This is a genomic window from Blautia sp. TF10-30 (assembly GCF_003481245.1).
Lineage (GTDB): Bacteria > Bacillota > Clostridia > Lachnospirales > Lachnospiraceae > Fusicatenibacter > Fusicatenibacter saccharivorans.
The window spans coordinates 62,127-81,868 of sequence record NZ_QUKM01000015.1 but is presented as its reverse complement, the minus strand read 5'-3'; the positions used below and the strand labels follow the sequence as shown (position 1 = coordinate 81,868).

Annotated in this window: 16 protein-coding genes and 1 pseudogene; 9 read left to right on the top strand and 8 right to left on the bottom strand. The window is 49.5% G+C overall.

Features of this window, described 5'->3' with window-relative positions; all coding sequences use genetic code 11:
• Window positions 1–488, top strand: a 488-nt coding sequence (locus DXD02_RS12820; RefSeq protein ID WP_243108250.1) for a response regulator, incomplete at its 5' end; no start/stop codon positions are given.
• 93 nt (window positions 489–581) lie between these two features.
• Here DXD02_RS12820 and DXD02_RS12815 read toward each other — a convergent pair.
• Window positions 582–1,637: a DUF4097 family beta strand repeat-containing protein gene (locus DXD02_RS12815; protein WP_118666938.1), complete on the bottom strand. Its 1,056-nt coding sequence runs from the start codon at window positions 1,635–1,637 to the stop codon at window positions 582–584.
• Between the two features lie 17 nt (window positions 1,638–1,654).
• The gene (locus tag DXD02_RS12810; protein WP_022463160.1) at window positions 1,655–1,972 is read right to left on the bottom strand and encodes a PadR family transcriptional regulator; all 318 of its coding nucleotides are present in this window, start codon (window positions 1,970–1,972) and stop codon (window positions 1,655–1,657) included.
• 213 nt (window positions 1,973–2,185) lie between these two features.
• Between DXD02_RS12810 and pflA the strand changes: the two genes are divergently transcribed.
• The 3 genes from pflA (at window position 2,186) to DXD02_RS12795 (ending at window position 5,373) form a co-directional block, all read left to right on the top strand.
• Window positions 2,186–2,965, top strand: a complete 780-nt coding sequence (pflA, locus tag DXD02_RS12805) for a pyruvate formate-lyase-activating protein (RefSeq protein ID WP_330411471.1) — start codon at window positions 2,186–2,188, stop codon at window positions 2,963–2,965.
• Between the two features lie 235 nt (window positions 2,966–3,200).
• Window positions 3,201–3,548, top strand: a complete 348-nt coding sequence (locus DXD02_RS12800; protein ID WP_055221368.1) for a HEAT repeat domain-containing protein — start codon at window positions 3,201–3,203, stop codon at window positions 3,546–3,548.
• 247 nt (window positions 3,549–3,795) lie between these two features.
• Window positions 3,796–5,373, top strand: coding sequence for a flotillin family protein (locus DXD02_RS12795; protein WP_022463163.1), 1,578 nt, complete (start codon window positions 3,796–3,798; stop codon window positions 5,371–5,373).
• A 93-nt stretch (window positions 5,374–5,466) separates the two neighbouring features.
• On the opposite strand, the gene DXD02_RS12790 is transcribed toward DXD02_RS12795, so the two are convergent.
• The 4 genes and pseudogenes from DXD02_RS12790 to DXD02_RS15850 all read right to left on the bottom strand — a co-directional run bounded on the left by DXD02_RS12790 (window position 5,467) and on the right by DXD02_RS15850 (window position 7,090).
• Window positions 5,467–6,357, bottom strand: a complete 891-nt coding sequence (locus DXD02_RS12790) for a LysR family transcriptional regulator (protein WP_022463164.1) — start codon at window positions 6,355–6,357, stop codon at window positions 5,467–5,469.
• 147 nt (window positions 6,358–6,504) lie between these two features.
• On the bottom strand, window positions 6,505–6,741 hold the full coding sequence (locus tag DXD02_RS15860; protein ID WP_242998512.1) for a response regulator: 237 nt from the start codon (window positions 6,739–6,741) through the stop codon (window positions 6,505–6,507).
• Between the two features lie 51 nt (window positions 6,742–6,792).
• A pseudogene (locus DXD02_RS16435) lies at window positions 6,793–6,954 on the bottom strand (ATP-binding protein); the annotation flags it as partial.
• Window positions 6,881–7,090 (bottom strand): hypothetical protein, encoded by a 210-nt coding sequence (locus DXD02_RS15850; RefSeq protein ID WP_226906391.1) that lies wholly within the window; start codon window positions 7,088–7,090, stop codon window positions 6,881–6,883. The pseudogene DXD02_RS16435 and the gene DXD02_RS15850, both read right to left, overlap by 74 nt.
• A gap of 238 nt (window positions 7,091–7,328) precedes the next feature.
• On the opposite strand from DXD02_RS15850, the gene DXD02_RS12780 reads away from it, so the two are divergent.
• From DXD02_RS12780 to DXD02_RS12770, 3 genes are all read left to right on the top strand, one after another.
• The gene (locus tag DXD02_RS12780) at window positions 7,329–9,200 is read left to right on the top strand and encodes a beta-N-acetylhexosaminidase (protein WP_117762250.1); all 1,872 of its coding nucleotides are present in this window, start codon (window positions 7,329–7,331) and stop codon (window positions 9,198–9,200) included.
• 217 nt (window positions 9,201–9,417) lie between these two features.
• On the top strand, window positions 9,418–10,407 hold the full coding sequence (locus DXD02_RS12775; protein WP_055221374.1) for a glycoside hydrolase family 130 protein: 990 nt from the start codon (window positions 9,418–9,420) through the stop codon (window positions 10,405–10,407).
• Window positions 10,408–10,522: 115 nt separating this feature from the next.
• Window positions 10,523–13,633, top strand: a complete 3,111-nt coding sequence (locus tag DXD02_RS12770; RefSeq protein ID WP_118666937.1) for an alpha-mannosidase — start codon at window positions 10,523–10,525, stop codon at window positions 13,631–13,633.
• An 84-nt stretch (window positions 13,634–13,717) separates the two neighbouring features.
• Here the strand turns inward: DXD02_RS12770 and DXD02_RS12765 are convergent, their stop codons facing one another.
• Both DXD02_RS12765 and DXD02_RS12760 read right to left on the bottom strand, forming a co-directional pair.
• On the bottom strand, window positions 13,718–14,740 hold the full coding sequence (locus DXD02_RS12765; protein WP_055221378.1) for a LacI family DNA-binding transcriptional regulator: 1,023 nt from the start codon (window positions 14,738–14,740) through the stop codon (window positions 13,718–13,720).
• 51 nt (window positions 14,741–14,791) lie between these two features.
• Window positions 14,792–15,859, bottom strand: a complete 1,068-nt coding sequence (locus tag DXD02_RS12760; protein ID WP_055221380.1) for a carbohydrate-binding family 9-like protein — start codon at window positions 15,857–15,859, stop codon at window positions 14,792–14,794.
• Between the two features lie 242 nt (window positions 15,860–16,101).
• Between DXD02_RS12760 and DXD02_RS12755 the strand changes: the two genes are divergently transcribed.
• Window positions 16,102–18,342: a glycoside hydrolase family 3 N-terminal domain-containing protein gene (locus DXD02_RS12755; RefSeq protein ID WP_147398117.1), complete on the top strand. Its 2,241-nt coding sequence runs from the start codon at window positions 16,102–16,104 to the stop codon at window positions 18,340–18,342.
• 454 nt (window positions 18,343–18,796) lie between these two features.
• The gene (locus tag DXD02_RS12750; protein WP_022463174.1) at window positions 18,797–19,732 is read left to right on the top strand and encodes an ABC transporter permease; all 936 of its coding nucleotides are present in this window, start codon (window positions 18,797–18,799) and stop codon (window positions 19,730–19,732) included.
• Window positions 19,733–19,742: the final 10 nt, after the last annotated feature.

The window sequence follows — 19,742 nt, the reverse complement described above, 5'->3', positions numbered from 1 at the left end:
TATCTGTGCAAAATCTAAGTAACAGGCGTATCCGCCGATATTTGGTCTGCCGCCTAAAGCGGCCGGAAGCACGTGACTTTAGTCATGTGAGGTTCACTATCAAAAAACTGGAAGGAAAAAGGGTTCTTTTGGTAGAAGATAATGACTTGAATGCAGAAATTGCAACGGAACTTTTGACGGAAGAGGGAATCATGATAGAAAGAGCGGAGAACGGCGTTGCATGTATTGATATGTTTAACAAAGCAAAGCAAAATTACTACAGTCTGATTCTGATGGATATTCAGATGCCGATTATGAACGGATATGAAGCATCCAGGAGAATTCGAGAACTGAAAGACGGTAACAAATCGCAGATTCCAATTGTTGCAATGACAGCAAATGCGTTTGAAGAAGATAAGAAGATGGCTTTGGCAAGTGGCATGAATGATCATGTTGCAAAACCAATAGATATGAATGTATTATTGCCAACTATTATGAAATATATGTAAAGGAAGAAAGAAGGACACTGATTTTGTAGTCAGTGTTCTTCTTACATATCAGTCGACTAAAGAAAAACATTTTATCCAGTCCATTCTTTTTTGTCAGTTTTCTGCCGGCAAGTCAGAGAGCAGGACATTTCCGTTGACGGTACTTGCCTGAATGGTGAATGCAGAAATACCGGAGCGGGTGAATGTTTTTGTGTAGGATTCCGTTCTTCCATTGGAGACGAGGCGGATTTTTCCGGTTGTCGTGGATGCATGAATGGACGCATCGGCAAGGTCGTGCGGGAGATGGAGTTTCACGGAACCGTTGACGGATTTTGCTGTCAGGTACTCGGAACAGGTTCCCTCGAAGAGGACTTTGCCGTTGACACCGTTTAAAGCTGCGCGGGAGCAGTCGCCGGTGATTTCAAGTCTGCCGTTTGTGGCGGAAACATCGAGGCTGTCTGTGCGCAGACGGGTCAGGACGATCTTTCCGTTCGCAGCCTGTATGCGGCAGCTGGATGCGGAAAGGGAATCGCCGGTGATTTTGCCGTTTGTGGCGGAAATTTCGAGCGTAGTAAGGGAGAGGGTATCAAGCCCGGTCGCGCCGTTCAAAGAGCGGAGCGTCAGCTTCTGTACGGTGGACGGCACCTGGAAGGAGAACACCTCTTTCTGGTGATTATTGCAGAAAAGATGTTTCCAGAATACGGAAGGGATGAGCTTTTTCTCTCGCAGACAGAACGTATTGCCCTCAATGCCTGCTTCGAAGCGGTCCGGATCGAAGTCGCCGGAAAAGTCAAACTCAACCGAAGCGGAAGTGCCCGGAGCAAAGTCGGCAGAAGCGTTCCGCAGGGAGATTTCCATAGCGGTGATGGCAGTGGAAGGGGCGTACGGGTAGTTCGGATGTGTTTCTTCAGAATTGGAGTGGGTTTTCTCCTGTGGCAGCACGTTTGCAACAGGCTGCTCCGTTGTGGCATATTCCTGACGGAAAAATTCGAGGACATCGTCGACATTGCCGAGTTCCGCACAGATTTCCTCATCGGAGAGACCCTGGCTGCGGGCGTCGGCGAAATGGGATTCGAAATCGTTTAAAATTTCCTCTGCGGCGGCAGAATCAAAGGATGCAAGGCCCTGTTTCAATGCATTCATATAAGTTTCATACGTTGTATTCATCATGATTTTCCTTTCTATCGTCAGATCGTTTCATCTGAAATCAGTCGGTTGATCTGCTGGGTGAAATCCAGCCATTCCTGTTTTTTCTCCTGCTGATAAGCTGTTCCTGCTTCAGTCAGATGGTAATATTTCCGGGCAGGGCCGGATGCGGATTCCTGTAGATACGTTTCCACGTAACCGGCTTCCTTGAGTCGTTTTAAAATCATATAGAGCGTTCCTGCGGCGATGGACATTTCGCGGGAAATAGCGTCTGTCAGCTCATAGCCGTATTTGTCCTCTTTTGTCAGCTGGGAGAGGACACAGAGCTCTAGGACGCCCTTTTTGAGTTGTGGATTCATATGAACACCTCCTTGTTGAGTAGATCATAACACAGACTATATCATAATGCAATATAGTAAACCAAATTTTTATCCTGCCATGTGTTCGATTTTGTACATGGAAATGACTTGAAAAGAACCGCGGATTTCCGTATAATCAAGCAGAACCCTGAAATTTGACCGGAAAATACAGAAAAATAGAAAGATAGTAAGTTGGAAAGAAGAGGAAAAAATATGAGTGAAATGAATCAGAATAACAATGGCCCGGTAAAGGGCGCGATCCATTCGATCGAGAGCTTCGGATCCGTCGACGGACCTGGCGTACGCTACGTGATTTTCGTGAAGGGCTGCAACATGCGCTGCCAGTTCTGCCACAACCCGGATACCTGGACGATGAAAGATGCCGACTGGCAGACCGCAGATGAGGTGCTGAAAAAGGCGCTCCGCTACAAAAATTACTGGGGCGAAAAGGGCGGCATTACTGTAAGCGGCGGAGAACCGCTGCTGCAGATCGACTTCCTGATCGAGCTGTTCCGCAAGGCAAAAAAGAACGGCGTTCACACAACGCTGGATACCAGTGGAAATCCGTTCACAAGAGAGGAGCCGTATTTCAGCAAATTTAATGAGCTGATGAAATACACCGACCTGTTGCTGCTCGATATCAAGTTGATTGACGACAAGGCGCACAGAGAGCTGACCGGCTGCACCAACGAGAACATCCTCGACCTGGCGCGCTACCTTGACGAGATCGGCAAACCAGTCTGGATCCGCCACGTCCTCGTCCCGGAACGCAGCGACTACGATGAATACCTGATTCGCCTCGATGAGTTTTTACACAGCCTGCACAACGTACAGCGCGTAGAGGTTCTCCCATACCACACCCTCGGCGTATTCAAATGGGAAACCTTAGGAATCCCATACAAACTCGAAGGCATCAATCCGCCGACCAAAGAGCGCGTGGAAAACGCCAATAAACTGCTGCATACGGCGGAATATACGGGATATCTGAAATAAAAAGCAGAACAACAAGAAAAAAATGTGAAAAAGTAACAATTTTTATAAAAACTTTATAGTATTTCTGTTCAAAAACCAGAAGAAAAGGAGTATAATTTCTGTTATGGACGAGAGCATGGTTACAATGTGACGGACATGACAGGGACGACAGCAAAAACACTACGAACCTTTTTGATTCGCCGCGGCAGTTGCTGCATCCACCAAAAATAAGAGCAAAAAGAAAGAAGGATTTACAATGTTTGGTTCAAAAGAGGCATCGGAAGACAAGCTGAAAAAAATGGTGGAAAAAGGAAAATGGGACAAATTAAGAAAACAGTATCTGGATTCGGACAAGACAACGCAGGTAGCGCTTGCAAAAGCCTGTGCAGCTTCGAGAAATGATGGTTCTGTTAATATTCTGACTTCTCTTCTGGAAGTAGACGATGTAGACGTAAAAACCGCGGCCGTTACGAGCCTTGGTGAGGTTGGAGACGATCACGTAACAGCACTGATCCGTCAGCTGGCCGTCAAGACACCGGCAGATCAGACGGAGCTGAAAGCAGCGATCACAAAAGCGCTGGAGAAGATTGTCGAAAGAGCATAAGAGCAGGATCAGTGAAAAAAAGGAAAGGCGAAGAAGTTTCTGTAAAAAGAAGCTCCTTCGTTTTTTTGTTGCAAGGCATATCAGAATCTGCTCCAGCGGATTGTTTTTGCCCGAACAGAAATCTTACAAAATCGTAATAATAATGCAGTTGTATCTATCCCGCAAAAAATGCTATAGTGAAAATAACACAGACACAAAAGCAGAACGCGGAGCGAAAAGCATCCGCAGAAAAAAGGGAGGAAACAAGATGGAATTTGTATTCGAACATGCAACCATGATTGCCGTGATCGCCGTTGTGGTGATCATTCTTGCCATTCTGGCGAGCGGTTATGTGAAGGCGCCGCCGGATACCGCATTTATTATTTCCGGTTTCAAAAAAGGCCAGCGGATCCTGATCGGTAAAGCCGGCATCAAGCTCCCATTCTTTGAGCGGCTGGACAAGCTGAGTCTGAAGCTGGTAGCGATTGATGTGAAGACGAGCGACGCCGTGCCGACCGCTGACTACATCAATATTCAGGTGGATGCAGCCGTCAACATCAAAGTCGGGGACGAACCGCAGAAGCTCCAGAAAGCATCCCAGAACTTCCTGAACCGCGACAGCGAATATATTGCCAAGGTTGCAAGAGAAGTCCTTGAAGGAAACATGCGTGAGATCGTTGGAAAGATGCGTCTGGAAGAGATGGTTTCCGACCGCCAGAAGTTTGCGGAGCTGGTCAAAGAAAATGCAGAACCGGACCTGGCTGCGATGGGACTTGACATCATCAGCTTCAACGTACAGAATTTCGTTGATTCCAATCAGGTCATTGAAAACCTCGGTATCGACAATATCGTAAAAATCAAGAAATCTGCGGCGATCGCCCGTGCCAATTCCGAGAAAGAAATCAAAATTGCCCAGGCGCGTGCAAATAAAGAGGCGAACGATGAGCGCGTTCTTGCCGAGACTGAGATCGCAAAGAAAAACAACGATCTGGCAATCAAGTCGGCAGAGCTGAAAAAAGAGTCCGATATCAAAAAGGCAGAGGCAGATGCAGCGTACAAGATTCAGGAAGAGCAGCAGAGAAAAGAGCTGGAAATCACTTCCGCGAATGCGAACATCGCCCGTCAGGAGCGCGAGGTTGAGCTCCGTGCCAGAGAAGTAGAAGTAACCGAGAAATCCCTCGAGGCAGAAGTCAAGAAGAAAGCCGAGGCCGAGCGTTACGCAAAACAGCAGCAGGCAGAGGCAGATTTGTACCGCCGTCAGAAAGACGCAGAGGCAGACCAGTTCGAAAAAATCCGCGAGGCGGAGGCAAAGAAAGCCCAGGCAGAAGCCCAGCGCTATGCGATGGAGCAGGAAGCACTCGGTATCAAGGCAAAAGGTGAGGCGGAAGCCGCATCCATCCGTGCCCAGGCACTTGCAGAGGCCGAAGGTATGGAGAAGAAAGCTGAGGCTTACCAGCGCTACAACAAAGCCGCAATGGCAGAGATGATGATCAAGGTTCTGCCAGAGATCGCCGGAAAGATCGCAGAGCCGCTCAGCCAGATCGACAAGATTACGATCATCGGCGGCGGAAGCGAAGACAACGGCATCGGCTCCGTAGCGGGCAATGTGCCGGTGGTGATGGCAAAGCTGTTTGAGTCGATGAAAGAGGCGACCGGTGTCGATCTCTCCGAAATCATGAGAGCCGATACATACGATGCAAAAGTAAACCGCAACATTCAGATCTCCAGCCCGGAAGAGCTCAAAGAGTATCTGAAAGCAGAAGCCGGAAAGGCAGCAGCGGATGCAGAAAGCCCGGAAAAAGCGGAAGCATCCGAACCGGTGCAGAAAGACGGCAGCGAGCAGTAAATCCAGAACGGATCATAAAAACAGAAAAAGAGGCAGGGATCCAGAAAAATTTCTTGAGGATCCTGCCTCTTTTGACGTATAGATCGGAAAAAGTTATTCGGCGCCTTTTTCCAGCATGCTCATGAACTCTTTTGCCGCCTGCGGGATCGGCAGATGGGAGCTGTGGGCAACGACAAGCTGGCGCGGCGGAAGCTCCTCCACGAGGTCGAGCTGGAAGGCCGCCGTCTCTTTTACAAGGCAGTAGTCCGGCACAAACGCGATGCCAAGGCCGATACTCGCCAGGTCGATCAGAAGATCGTTGCTGCCAAGCTCAATTTCCGGCACGAGGTCGAGCTGGAACCGCTGAAACTGGCTGTGCAGGAACTCACTCGTCGTACTCTTGCGGTCGAGCATCAGAATCGGGTACTGCAGCAGCTCTTTTAAGTGAACCGGCCTGTTTTCCAGTTCCGGGTAATATTCGCCGTTCGCGATGAAGATATCGTGGAACGAATGAATCGGAATCGTGTGAAGACGGCTGGAAAGATGCGAGTTTGGATAATTGGTCACGATGAAATCCACCTGGCCGGATTCCAGCAGATCGACACACTGGGTCGAAGTCTGGTTTGTCACCTTGATGTGGACATTCGGAAAGGAGCGGTGGAAACGGTTCAGGTACGGAACAAGGAAATAGCGGCAGATTGTGTCGCTCGCGCCGATGCGGAGCTGGCCGCCGCCAAGCGTTCCCGCTTCCATAATCTGTGCTTCACCGCGCGCAATCAGGTTGATCGCAGGCTCTACGTGGCGCAGCAGCGTTTCTCCCTCCGGCGTTAACTGCACGCGCTTTGTACTGCGGATAAAGAGCGTGATTCCAAGCTTTTTCTCCAGAACCTTGATCGACTGGCTGACCGCCGACTGCGAGATAAAAAGCAGCTTGGAGGCCTCGGAAAAACTGAGTGTGGTGGCAACGTAATAGAAAACCTTATATAACTCGTAATTAATATCCAAAATAAGCACCTCTTATAAAATATGATATCTTCACTCTAGCACACTTCCCCGAAAGAATGCAAGAAAAAATCTGCCGGAACCGTGAACTTTTTCTCCTCTTTTTCGAGTAAGAGAAAATTCACGGTTCCGGCAGATAAGAAAGGGGAATCAGCCAAGCACTTTGGCAATGGCGCCGTCCGGCGTGCGGATCTGGCGCGTTGCAGAGTATCCGTCGAGTTTCGGCATCTGAATATCCATCAGCACCAGATCGAACTGATCCGGCGCTGCGGTGCGGAGCGTCTCAACGGCAACATCGCCGTCGTCTGCAAGGCTGACGGAAAATCCGGCGTTCGAAAGGAGCTCCATCGCGATTTCCTGTACCATATGGCTGACGTTGATCGCCATGCCAAGTCCCGTACCCTGAATGCCGCTGACCGTAGAAGTCTCCTCGCGTGTAAACGATTCAAAGAGGTGCTCCTGGAATTCCCGGCTTATGCCGATGCCGTTGTCGCGGACGTGGAATTCGTAGAGCGCATACCCTTTTTTATAGTACGGTTTCTGAATAATACGGACAATGATGGTGCTGCCGTTCTGTGTGAATTTCGTGGCATTGCTCAGCAGATTCAGCAGAATCTGGTTCAGGCGGAAAAAGGTGCTGGCCGGAGGTGGAAATCTTGTTCAGGTATTCCTGCACCTGGTCCGGCTGATTGACGTGGGCGGCAGCCAGAGCGGTAAAGCCGATGATCGCATTCATCCGAAAAAACAGATTTTGTTCCGGAATGAAAATGGGAAACAAAAGTTACTTTACATATAAAAGAGCAGAACAGGAAGAAATTTTGAAAAAAATTGAAGAAAATTACAAATTATTGTGGAATATGTGGAAAAAATATGGTAGGATGGGGGAGAAGAGAAAAGTGGTTTCAAAATGTTACTTAACGTTCAGTGAAAGTTCTATGGTTACAAAGAAAACAAAAAACAAGAGGAGAAGGAAAATGAAATTTTTACCAAAACCAAAAGAGGTAAAACTCCTGACGGGGGAACATGCACTCTGCTATGACGGCAGAATTGTACTGGATGGCAGACTGCTGGGAAATGGGGATACGTATGCGAAAGTGCTGCAGAAGGGAATCAAAAAGGAAACCGGAATGCAGTACGATATCGGATACGGCGTTCCGGGAAGAAAAGAGACCGGCGCGATTGTGCTGGAACTGGATGAGACAAGGAAAAGCCAGCAGTATGTGCTGCAGGTGACAGAGGAGGAAATCCGCATCCAGGGCGGAGACGGAGCCGGCGTGCTCTACGGTGTGCAGACGCTGTGCCAGATGATGCACGAATACGGTGCACTGCTTCCTGCCGTGCGGATCGAGGATGAGCCGGATCTGCCGGTGCGCGGCTATTATCTCGATGAGACGAGAGGCCGTGTGCTGACACTTTCCTATTTAAAACAGGTGGCAGACCGCATGGCGTACTACAAGCTGAACCAGCTGCAGCTCTATGTGGAGCACACGTATCTGTTCTCCGGACTTTCCGAGATGTGGCGCGATGAGACGCCGCTTACGGCAGAGGAAATCCGCGAGCTGGATGCGTACTGCGCAAAGCTTCATATCGAATTGGTGCCGTCGATCGCAACGTTCGGCCATCTGTACATGCTGCTCTCCACAAAGAGCTATGGCGACCTCTGTGAATTCCCAGACAGCTGGAAAGAGCCGTTTTCCTTCTGGGACCGGATGCAGCATCACACGGTGGATGTCTCCGGCGGCAGAGCGATCGAGCTGATCAAGGCCATGATCGAGGAGTACATGGCGCTTTTTGCCACGGATAAATTCAACATCTGCGCGGACGAAACGTTCGACCTTGGAAAAGGAAAATCGAAACCGCTGGCAGACGAGAAAGGCGTTCACCGCCTGTATATCGACTATGTAAAAGAGCTCTGCGAGTTTCTCGTGGCAAAAGGCAAAAAGCCGATGTTCTGGGGCGATATCATCTGCGCACAGCCGGAGCTGATCAAAGAGCTGCCAGAGGAAACCGTCTGCCTGACCTGGGGCTATGCAGCCGAGCAGAGAGAGCATGAGGCAAAAGTGATGGCGGAAGCTGGTGCAAGACAGTATCTCTGTCCTGGGGTCGGCGGCTGGAACCAGTGGATGAACCTGGTGGAGAACAGCTACAAAAATATCGCACGGATGTGCGGCTATGCGAGAAAATACCATGCGGAAGGTGTTCTGAACACAGACTGGGGTGACTGCGGCCACATCAATCAGCCGGACTTTTCCCTTCCTGGCATGATCTATGGAGCCGTCTTCTCCTGGGGAGACGATACCGACAGCTTTGAGGAGCTGAATGAACAGATTTCCCGTCTGGCCTACGGCGACCGGAGCGGAAAATTCGTTTCCTATATGGCAAAAACGGCAGAATGCTCCATCTTTGACTGGTGGGATGCCAACGTCGTTTACGAGGAAAAAGTGCTCGGTCATCCGAACAACCGGAATGCGCTGTTTGACGCGAGAATCCAGGATGAGGCGAAGCGTGCAGCTGCAAAGGAAACAATTGCGGCTCTGAAAAAAGAACTGAAAAAGACAGCCGGTGCTCTGGAAGAATCCTGCCGTCCAATGGTTCCGGTGCTGGAACTCACGATGGAAGCGATTGACATCTGGAATGAGACGGGCGCGAGAATGTGTGACATTGAGCTTGGAAAAGAAAAGGATGAGACAGCCTGCGCGGCACTTGCGGGACGGCTGGAAACCTGGTTTATGAAGTATAAAGCGTCCTGGAGAAGCATCAGCAAAGAAGGCGATCTGCACCACATTTCAGAGATTGTATTCTGGTATGCCGACATTCTGCGGGGAAGAAAACCGTACGAAAAATAGAAAAAATCCATTTGTGAACAAAGATGAACACAAATAGAAAATAAATGAACGATAAAAAGTAACAAAGAAAACGAAAATTTACATAAAAGTGAACAAAAACACTTGACTTTTGCGCAGAAATGGACGAAGATAGAAGTATCGGATCGAAAGATCAAAAATGTCCGTATGGCGTGACAAGAGAGAAAGAAAAAAATAATTTTCACAGAGGGAAACAATCATGAGTAAAATCATCGGAAACAATCTGCCGGATATGCCTTGGCAGGAAAAACCAGCAGGAGAGCACATGCCGGTATGGCGCTATGATCAGAACCCGATCATCGGCCGTTACGAGCAGAAACGTTCCAACAGTATCTTCAACAGCGCAGTCGTACCGTTCGAGGACGGATACGTAGGTGTATTCCGCTGCGACAGCCGTTCCATCAGCATGGACATCTTCGTTGGAAGAAGTAAAGACGGTATCCACTGGGAGATCGAGGATGAACCGATCAAATTTGAGGGCGCTGACGAGGAGATTCTGACAAGAGAGTACCGTTATGACCCGCGTGTCTGCAAAATCGACGACAAATACTATGTAACCTGGTGCAACGGCTATCACGGCCCGACCATCGGTGTTGCTTACACCTATGACTTCAAGAAATTCGTTCAGCTTGAGAACGCATTCCTTCCATTCAACCGTAACGGCGTGCTGTTCCCGAGAAAGATCAACGGCTACTACATGATGATGAGCCGTCCAAGCGACAACGGCCATACACCGTTCGGCGATATCTTTGTCAGCCAGAGTAAAGATATGGAATTCTGGGGAAGACACCGTCACATGATGAGCCCGGTCCGCGGCGATGAGTCTGCATGGCAGTGCACCAAGATCGGTGCCGGCCCGGTTCCGATCGAAACAGATGAGGGATGGCTGCTGATCTACCACGGCGTTATCACAACCTGCAACGGATACGTATATCGTATGGGATGCGCACTGCTTGATATCGACGAGCCGTGGAAAGTAAAATACAGAACGAAAGACTATATTATGGCTCCGATCACCCAGTACGAGTGCATGGGTGATGTTCCGAACGTAGTATTCCCGTGCGCAACCTTAAGCGATGCAGCAACCGGAAGAATCACTATCTACTACGGATGCGCAGATACTGTAACCGGTATGGCATTCACAACCGTAGATGAGCTGCTGAACTATGTGAAAGAGAATAGCCTTTGATTTATAAGATAACTTAAAAAGCGACAAGTCCGCCGGGCTTACGGGTGAAAGAAGCCTGCAGGTCCGGCGGACTTTCTTTTTAAAAATGACCCCATGGACAGCATAAGGAGGCACTATGAAATTTGTAAAAGAGCGTGTGAACGTAATCTGCCAGGAACTGGCAAGACTTTCGATTTCACAGAAAATTAAAATCACCGATATGCAGGTGAAAAATGGATGCTATATCACACCGGCAGAGGCCGATGCATCAAAAGAGCCGTGGACATCGTTTGATACGGTCAATGACCGCTGGTACGGACCGGACAAACATTACTGGTTCCGCACCACCATCACCATTCCGGAGAGCTTCGATGGAAAAAATCTCTGGATGAGAGTCCATGCAGGACTGGACGAATGGGATGACGGAAGAAACCCGCAGTTCCTGCTGTTTGCAAACGGCGAAGTGATCCAGGGTATGGATATCAACCACCGCGAAGTACTTGTAAGAGAAAATGCAAAGGCCGGTGAAAAAATCCAGCTCGACCTGCAGTCCTACACCGGAACGCTGCACAGCGAGTTCCGTCTGCTGGCAGACCTTGAGGAGCATGATGCGAAAATCGAGGAGATCTATTACGACCTCATCGTTCCGATGCAGGGCCTGAACCGTATGGACGAGGATAATAAAACGCGTCTGGATCTCGAAACCGCACTGACCAACACGATCAATCTGCTGGACCTGCGCAAGCCGTACAGTAAAGAGTTCTACGCTTCCATCGAAGAGGCAGAAAAATGCATCCAGGAAGAGATCTATGAAAAAATGGGCGGCTGGGACGAAGTTGTGGCAACGTGCATCGGCCACACACACATCGATGTAGCATGGCTGTGGACCATCGACCAGGTGCGTCAGAAATCCTGCAGAAGCTTTGCAACCGTATTAAAACTGATGGATGAGTATCCAAACTATCATTTCATGTCAAGCCAGCCGAAGCTCTACAGCTTTGTAAAGGAAAGACACCCGGAAGTATACGAGAAAATCCGCCAGAGAGTCAAAGAAGGACGCTGGGAGCCGGAAGGCGGCATGTGGGTTGAGGCAGACTGCAACCTGACATCAGGAGAGTCCCTTGTGCGTCAGTTCCTGTTCGGAAAACGCTTCTTCAAAGAGGAGTTCGGTGTAGACAACAAAATTCTGTGGCTGCCGGACGTGTTCGGATACAGCGCTGCCATGCCGCAGATTCTGAAAAAATGCGGAATTGATTACTTCATGACGACAAAGCTGGCATGGAACGAGTTTAACAAAGTGCCGTACGATACCATGAACTGGGAAGGAATCGACGGAAGCAAAGTTTTCACGCATATGATCACAACGCTCGGCGTCGGCCAGCCGGAGACCAGCTTCTTTACGACATACAACGGCATGCTGCATCCGGATGCAATCATGGGCGGCTGGGACCGCTATCAGAATAAGGATATCAACAACGATATTCTGATCAGTTATGGCTACGGGGACGGCGGCGGCGGCCCGACCAGAACGATGCTTGAGACATCCAAACGAATGGAAAAAGGCATCAAGGGCGTGCCGAAAGTACGCCAGGCATTTGCGAGAACGTATTTCGACGAACTGCATGAGAAAGTAAAAGACAGCAAACGCCTCCCAACCTGGATCGGAGAGCTGTATTTCGAGTTCCACCGGGGAACGTATACTTCGATGGCACGCAACAAACGCGGAAACCGTAAGAGCGAGTATGCGATGATGGAATTAGAGCTTCTGTCCGTTCTGGCAGAAAAGGCCGGAAAAGCATATCCGACCGAAGAACTGAACCGCATGTGGGAGATGATCCTGACAAATCAGTTCCACGATATTCTGCCGGGTTCCTCCATCCATGAGGTATATGAGCAGACGAAGAAAGAGTATGCGGAAATTGCAGAAACATCTGCAAAACTGATCGGTGAGCGTCTGGATGCACTCTGTGCGAAGAAGGACGAGAGTGTGACCGTATGGAATACGCTGGGCCATAGAAGAAACGATATCGTAGAGCTGGGCACAAACAGCGCTGAGGCACTGACCGATGGAACGAACGTGTATCCGGTACAGCAGACGAAAGACGGAGCGGTTATTTACGCAGAAAATCTGCCGTCCAAGGGATATCAGGTACTGCGCCCGGTAAGCGGATCCGTTGTGAAAACACCGTTTGCCATAGCAGAAGCAGGAGAGGGATATACCCTTGAGACACCGTTTTACACCATTGCAATCGATGCAAACGGCGAATTTACTTCCCTGTTTGACAAAGAAAATGACCGTGAAGTACTTCAGATCGGAAAAACAGGAAATGAACTGCGGATCTATGAGGATAAACCGCTGCAGTACAGCGCATGGAATCTGGACATCTTCCATACCGAGAAATCCTGGAAGGTAGAGGGCGTGCGCCGCATGGAGTGGACAGAAAACGGTCCGGTCCGTGCAACCCTGGAGATCGAGCGCGAAGTGATGGATACCGTCATCCGCCAGCAGATCCACTTCTACGCAAAAGACCGCAGAATTGATTTCGAAACCTACGTTGACTGGAAATTTGCTGAGCATGTGCTCAAAGTACACTTCCCGGTTGACGTTCACAGCGATGAGGCAACGTACGATATCCAGTTTGGTAACGTGACAAGAAAACTGCACACCAACACAAGCTGGGATCAGGCAAAATTCGAGGTATGTGGCCACAAATGGGCCGATCTTTCCGAGGGAAGCTACGGTGTCAGCCTGATGAACGACTGCAAGTACGGCTATTCCATGAAGGATCGCGTGATGACACAGACCCTGATTAAATCCGGAACTGAGCCGAATCTGACGGCAGACCAGGAGGAGCATTCCTTTACGTACTCCTTGTATCCGCATGCAGGAACGTGGCGTGAGGCAGGTACGGTACAGGAAGCGCTGAATCTGAATGTGCCGGCAAAAGCTGTTTTTGGTGCGGCAGAAAAAGACCGCATGGAGTTCCTGTCTGCAGACAAACGCAACGTAGTGCTTGAGACCGTGAAGAAAGCAGAGGACGGAGACGGCATGATTGTGCGTCTGTACGAGGTGGAGAATGCGAGAACGAAAGTGACACTGCACTGCGCAGAATCCATTCTTTCTGCAGAGGAGACCAATCTGCTGGAGCAGCCGGCAGATGGCGCAATCGATGTGAAGGAGAACGAGATTTCGCTTACGATCAAACCGTACGAGATCCGTACGATCCGCATCCGCACAGAGAAATAACGTACAGAAACATAAAAAAGACACCGTATCCGAAAAACGGAAATACGGTGTCTTTTCAAAAAGCAAAATCAAAAAACGGATGCATCAGTCGCCGGTGGAAGCGCGGTACAGAACTTTGGATTCCAGATACGTGACTTCATGCGGCGTGTGCGGATATTTGATCCGGTAAAGAATCTGAAGCGCCAGGCGGGAGCCGAGCTCCTCATTGAAGACCTGAACGGTAGTCAGATTTTCTGCCAGAAGATCCTCGATATTGTTGTCAAAGCCGGATACGGCAACGTCCTCCGGCACGCGCAGTCCCCGCTTTTCAAGAAGCTGCATCAGAATACAGGCAACGTAGTCGCTGGCGCAGACAAAAGCGTCCGGCATGCGGGAAAGGGAGGAAAGGAAAGAATCGATTTCCTCGCGGTAGGAGTCAATCCCAAGCGGTGTGGTCAGGCAAAGAGAAGGATTCGGTGTTTTTCCGGCATCCATCAGTGCCTGGCAGAAGCCCTCATAGCGTTCGCGGTTGGACTGTGCGTAGCCGATATCACCCATGAAGCCCGGAAGAGTGCATCCTTTCTCGAGAAGATGGGCGGTAATATTGCGGACGCTGTTCCGGCTCTCCATCAGGAGAAGATCGCCGTTCAGTTCATCCGGGGATACGAGGGAGGAAGTGTCCAGGAACACTTTGGGAATCTGTGTCTCTGCGAGCAGACGCAGAAGACGTTCGTTGTACACGTTCAGAACAATGATGCCGTGGACGCTTCCGTTTGTAAGTGTGGGCGGGAGAAAATACGTTTTATCCGCCGAAGTCGGAAGATACGTGTAAACGAGATTGACATTGTGTGTTGAAAATACTTTTGCAATCTGGTGGATGATGGTCATCCAGAAAAGTGAGGTTTCCGGTCTGCAGACGGCAACTGCAATGTTGACCGGCGTGGTCTCCTCCGCGCTGGAAGGATATTGAAAATCTTCCGGGATGGCATAGCCAAGCTCCTGGGCTTTGGCGATGACCTTGGTGCGCAGGGAATCGGAGACACCTTCGTGTCCGCTGAACACCTTCCAGACGGTGGTCCGGGAGATGCCCAGGGAATTTGCAATTTCCTGTAAAGTGACTTTTTTCATAGTTTCAACCGATCCTGTTACAAATTTTAACTACTAACCGATATTATACGCTTAAAGTGTAATTTTTTCAACCTTTCCGTTGGAATACAGAAGGAGGAGATGTGCACGATCGGCACTCGGACAGGAAATCAGGTACGTACGGCTGGTGGTTTCAATGGTATATCCAAGATCTTTTACAGATTTATTCCAGTCGTTCGGTGCATACGCATCCAGCGTTTTCTGCAGTTCATCGAGGCTGCTGCTGTAGGAGCCGGTTGTCTCAAACAGAATATTTTCTGCGTAATACAGCTTGCGGAGCTCCCATTTGCGATACTCGTCCTCCGGAATGGTGCTGTCGCATGGAGCATCCTCGCGGTCCTCGGAGAAGAAGACGAAAGCCCACAGCTCCGGATAATGAATATTGATGACGCCGGTCGGAGCCCATACCCAGTTGTCTTCCGGGAGAACATTTCCGTTTTCATCGGTGCGTTTTACGTAAGTGTTGTCCTTGACATCCACATTCCACTGCACACGGGAGAAGTTCATACGGTAAAATTCTCCGTTTTTCGGTGCGCGGCGCTCTTTCTGGTATTCGTAGAGAGCGGAGAACGGAATCACAACCTCAACACTCCAGCCTTTGTTTTCAGCGGAAGGATCGTTGATGGAACCGTCCACATGGACAGCGGTGCGAAGGCCGTGCATATCGTAGCCATTGAGGCCGCTGCCGCCGTCGCGGTACGGCTCTGCGAGAAACAGATCCCATACCGTGTTCAGAACGTTCATTTCAAATTCATAGTAATGGTACGTATCGGAATCCGGGTCAACGAAGATCTCGAAATCGTTGTCAAAGTAGATGACAGAATCGCGTTCTGTTAAATGACCCCAGATTTCATCGCCGGCAAGGTCGGCAGCAACGTAAAGATTTTCATCATCCCAGAGCATTTTTGCGCGGGTGACAAAACGCGGAAGCGGCATGTGGCTGCCCTGGATATCCAGAAATTCATCGGTATACGGTGCGTCCTCCCAGAATGGTTTGTTGATATTTCCGTCCAGATGGAACTCTTTTTTTGCGCGGTGGCAGGTATAAACTGGCGGTGCAAACGGGACAGCCGGAACCGGAATCGTGATGTTTTTGCTCATAAGTAAAAACCTCCCTTTGTAATTTGCAAAATTTAGTAGCGAAAGGTATCATAACACTAAAAGTAATAAATTTCAACATGAAAAATGAACAAAAATGAACGAAATATAACTTATTGTGGACAAAAGTAAAAAAATGAGATACAATAAAGCCGTTTCATAAGAGAATTTTGGGGGAAACAGATCAAAAATACACCGGCAGGAAGAAAACGGCCGGGCAGAAAGCATATAAGGAGGAAAATCAGATGGAAGCATATCAGAATACAGCCCTTTCACCGGAAGAGAGAGCAAAGGATCTTCTGGGAAGGATGACATTAAAGGAAAAAGTGGGACAGCTCAATCAGCGTCTGTACGGATTCCGGATCTATGAGCGGCAGGGAGAGGAATTTACCCTGACCGACGAATTCAAAGAAGAAGTAGAGCGCATGGGCGGACTGGGGGTTCTGTACGGCCTGTACCGTGCCGACCCGTGGGCAGATAAGGACGAGAAGACCGGAATCGTGCCGGAACTCTCCGCGAAAGCCTACAATATGGTACAGCACTACGTCATGGAACATTCCCGCCTCGGCATTCCGATGATGATGAGCAGCGAGTGCCCCCATGGCCATCAGGCACTCGGAGGAGGTCTGCTTCCGGTCAACCTGGCTGCCGGAGCAACGTTTGATCCGGCGCTTCTTTCGGAAGGCTACAAGGCATGCGGAAAGCAGTTAAAGAGCGGTCATGTGGAGCTGGCGCTGATGTCGGCACTTGATATGGCGCGTGATCCGAGATGGGGAAGAAGTGAAGAGTGCTACTCTGAGGACCCATGCCTTGCAGCCGCAATGGCAAAAGCAGCCGTGACCGGCATGCAGTCGACCGGCGTCGGCAGCGTGGCAAAACATTTCTGCGCCCAGGGCGAGACGACCGGAGGTGTGAATGCGAGTGCGGCGAGAATCGGGGAGCGTGAGCTGCGTGAAATCCATTTTCCGTCTGCAAAAGCGTGCTGCGAAGCCGGTGTGGAAGGAATCATGGCGGCGTATAACGAGATCGACGGCGTGTACTGCCACAGAAATGCATGGCTGCTTCGCGATGTACTGCGCGGTGAGATGGGCTTTGACGGCATTGTGATGGCAGACGGACTGGCTGTCGATTTCCTGAAAAACACAGAGGGGGATACGCTGCATGCAGCCGTTGCGGCAAGAAAGGCCGGTGTTGATGTGAGCCTGTGGGATGAAGCCTTTGGCCGTCTCGGTGAGGCGGTTGATCAGGGACTTCTGGAGGAGAGCCAGATCGATGAGGCGGTGCTCCGCGTTCTGAAACTGAAATTTGAAAAAGGTCTGTTCGAGCATCCTTATATGGAAGAAAACATGCTTTCCCCGGAAGAAGCCGGCATCCCGGAGGTATCTCTTGCACTGGCGCGGGAGTCTGCTGTGCTTCTGAAAAATGAAAAGACGGTGCTTCCGCTTGCAAAGAAATATAAAAAAGTAGCAGTGATCGGCTACCATGCGGCAGACCGTTACTGTATGCTCGGCGATTATACTCCGCCGGTGCCGGAAAGCGAGTGCGTCACGGTTCTGCAGGGCATGAAGCAGGAAGCACCGGATGGCGTGAAAGTCTCTTATGCGATGGGGTCCGGTTTTTCCGAGGCGGATGAGCATGAAAAAGCAAAAGCGATGGCACTTGCAGAAGAAAGCGATGTGATCGTGGCCGTTGTCGGCGGTTCCTCCTCACGGTTTGGAGGAGCTGTGTTCGATGCAAACGGAGCAGCCTCGAAGGGAACGGGCAGCCGTTCGATGGACTGCGGCGAGGGAATGGACACCGCGAAGGTTCACATTCCGGCCGCGCAGGAAGAACTGATTGCAGCACTTGCCCGCCTTGGCAAACCACTGGTAACGGTTGTAATTGCCGGAAGAGCATACTGTATCGAGAAGATCGAAAATGCTTCCGATGCCGTTTTATATGCATTCTACCCGGGACCGATGGGAGGCAGGGCAGTTGCTGAGCTTCTCTATGGAAGCAGCAATCCGTCCGGCCGTCTTCCGGTTTCTATGCCACGCCACGTGGGACAGATCCCGGTATGCTACAATTATCGGACTTCCGTTGCCCCGGCGTACTGTGATATGACAAGCCAGCCGCTGCATACCTTCGGAGAAGGAAGATCCTACACAACGTTTACCGGCAGTGATGTTTCCGTAACAAAAGAAGAAAATGGTATTTCTGTTTCCTTTACCGTGGAAAATACCGGAAATATGGCCGGAACTTCCGTTCCGTGCCTGTATGTGCGGAAACGTTCCGGCGGCGTTGTGGCAAGAATCAAAGAGCTGAAAGCCTTTACGAGAATTGCACTTGCACCGGGAGAGAAAAAAGAAGCTGTGTTCCATCTTACAAAAGAGGAGCTGAATTTTGTCCAGATTCCGGGAAAACCAGAGGTCATCTGCCATGAGTACGAGCTGATGCTTGAAGATGGAGCAGAGAAATGGTGGACTGGAAACGTGACGGAAATGTAAGAACGGACGAAAAAACATAAAAATATAATAAAAATGAACAAAGAAGGAAACTATATTACAAAATAAAGAAACATAGCTTCCTTCTTTTTGTTTGCAAAAAATGGATAAAAATATAAATGGATCGTATGCTCCGATGCCGTGAAACGAAAAACAAAGGGAAAAACAGGAGAATTTATGGGAAAAGTGCTTAAAAAGTATCGGTTTAAATTGCGTAAAAGTAACAAAATAATATTTGTGTTCAAAAATTAATTGACAAATAAGGAAACAAAATGTAAAATAAATTCATCAAAACAGTGTTGGATAAATCTTAAATAACAGATTTGATTGTGGCAGTTGCACAAAAAAGAAGCAGCATGCGAGGATGATGCGAAAGCAAAATGTTCAAAATGTTCACGGCAAGGGATGCTCCAATCAAGGAAAACACGAAACCTTTAAAAGGGAGGACAAGAGAGAAATGAAAGAGAAACCAACAAAAGCAAAGAAAAAAGGCCGCACCATCCGCGCCTTTAAGAGAGACATCTCGCTTTGGCTTTTCTGTGTTCCGGGCGTAATCCTGACATTCATCTTCAGCTACATTCCGATGTATGGTGTACAGATCGCGTTCCGCCGCTTTAATGCGACAGCCGGAATCACAAAGAGCCCGTGGGTAGGCATGTACTACTTTGAGAGATTCTTCAACTCTCCATACTTTGCTTCCACCATCAAGAACACATTGATCCTGAGTCTGTACGGACTGGTTGTATCATTCCCGATTCCGATCATCCTGGCACTGATGCTGAACTCCTTCCGCCATAAGAGATACCGGAAAGTGATCCAGACCGTCACCTACGCGCCGAACTTCATTTCCACCGTAGTTATGTGTGGTATGATCATTCTGTTCCTGTCTCCGTCCGTCGGTGTTATCAACCACGTACTGGAAGCAATCGGAATTCCGGCGGTCAACTTCATGGCGAAAAAAGCCTACTGGAGACACATTTATGTGTGGACCGGCGTATGGCAGAGTACAGGATGGAGCTCTGTTATTTACTTCGCAGCACTCGCCGGCATCAGCCCGGAGCTGCATGAGGCGGCAAAGGTAGACGGCGCAACGAAATTACAGCTGATCCGTCACATCGACCTTCCGCTGATCATGCCGACCGCGACCATTCTTCTGATTATGAACTGCGGAAGCATTCTTTCCGTCGGCTTCGAAAAAGCCTTCCTTCTGCAGAACAACCTGAATGCCAGTGTATCCGAGATCATTTCCACCTACGTCTATAAGGTCGGTCTGATCAACAACGATATGTCGTATTCTTCAGCAATCGGTCTGTTCAACACCATCGTAAACATGGTTATGCTGATCATTGTCAATACGATATCTGATAAACTTTCGGGCAACAGCCTGTGGTAGGAGGAAACAA

Coding starts and splice junctions, on each gene's coding strand:
- DXD02_RS12815 (WP_118666938.1), bottom strand. CDS start 1,637: ATGATGAATACAACGTATGAAACTTATATGAATGCATTGAAACAGGGC.
- DXD02_RS12810 (WP_022463160.1), bottom strand. CDS start 1,972: ATGAATCCACAACTCAAAAAGGGCGTCCTAGAGCTCTGTGTCCTCTCC.
- pflA (WP_330411471.1), top strand. CDS start 2,186: ATGAGTGAAATGAATCAGAATAACAATGGCCCGGTAAAGGGCGCGATC.
- DXD02_RS12800 (WP_055221368.1), top strand. CDS start 3,201: ATGTTTGGTTCAAAAGAGGCATCGGAAGACAAGCTGAAAAAAATGGTG.
- DXD02_RS12795 (WP_022463163.1), top strand. CDS start 3,796: ATGGAATTTGTATTCGAACATGCAACCATGATTGCCGTGATCGCCGTT.
- DXD02_RS15860 (WP_242998512.1), bottom strand. CDS start 6,741: ATGGCGATCAACGTCAGCCATATGGTACAGGAAATCGCGATGGAGCTC.
- DXD02_RS15850 (WP_226906391.1), bottom strand. CDS start 7,090: ATGAATGCGATCATCGGCTTTACCGCTCTGGCTGCCGCCCACGTCAAT.
- DXD02_RS12780 (WP_117762250.1), top strand. CDS start 7,329: ATGAAATTTTTACCAAAACCAAAAGAGGTAAAACTCCTGACGGGGGAA.
- DXD02_RS12775 (WP_055221374.1), top strand. CDS start 9,418: ATGAGTAAAATCATCGGAAACAATCTGCCGGATATGCCTTGGCAGGAA.
- DXD02_RS12770 (WP_118666937.1), top strand. CDS start 10,523: ATGAAATTTGTAAAAGAGCGTGTGAACGTAATCTGCCAGGAACTGGCA.
- DXD02_RS12765 (WP_055221378.1), bottom strand. CDS start 14,740: ATGAAAAAAGTCACTTTACAGGAAATTGCAAATTCCCTGGGCATCTCC.
- DXD02_RS12760 (WP_055221380.1), bottom strand. CDS start 15,859: ATGAGCAAAAACATCACGATTCCGGTTCCGGCTGTCCCGTTTGCACCG.
- DXD02_RS12755 (WP_147398117.1), top strand. CDS start 16,102: ATGGAAGCATATCAGAATACAGCCCTTTCACCGGAAGAGAGAGCAAAG.
- DXD02_RS12750 (WP_022463174.1), top strand. CDS start 18,797: ATGAAAGAGAAACCAACAAAAGCAAAGAAAAAAGGCCGCACCATCCGC.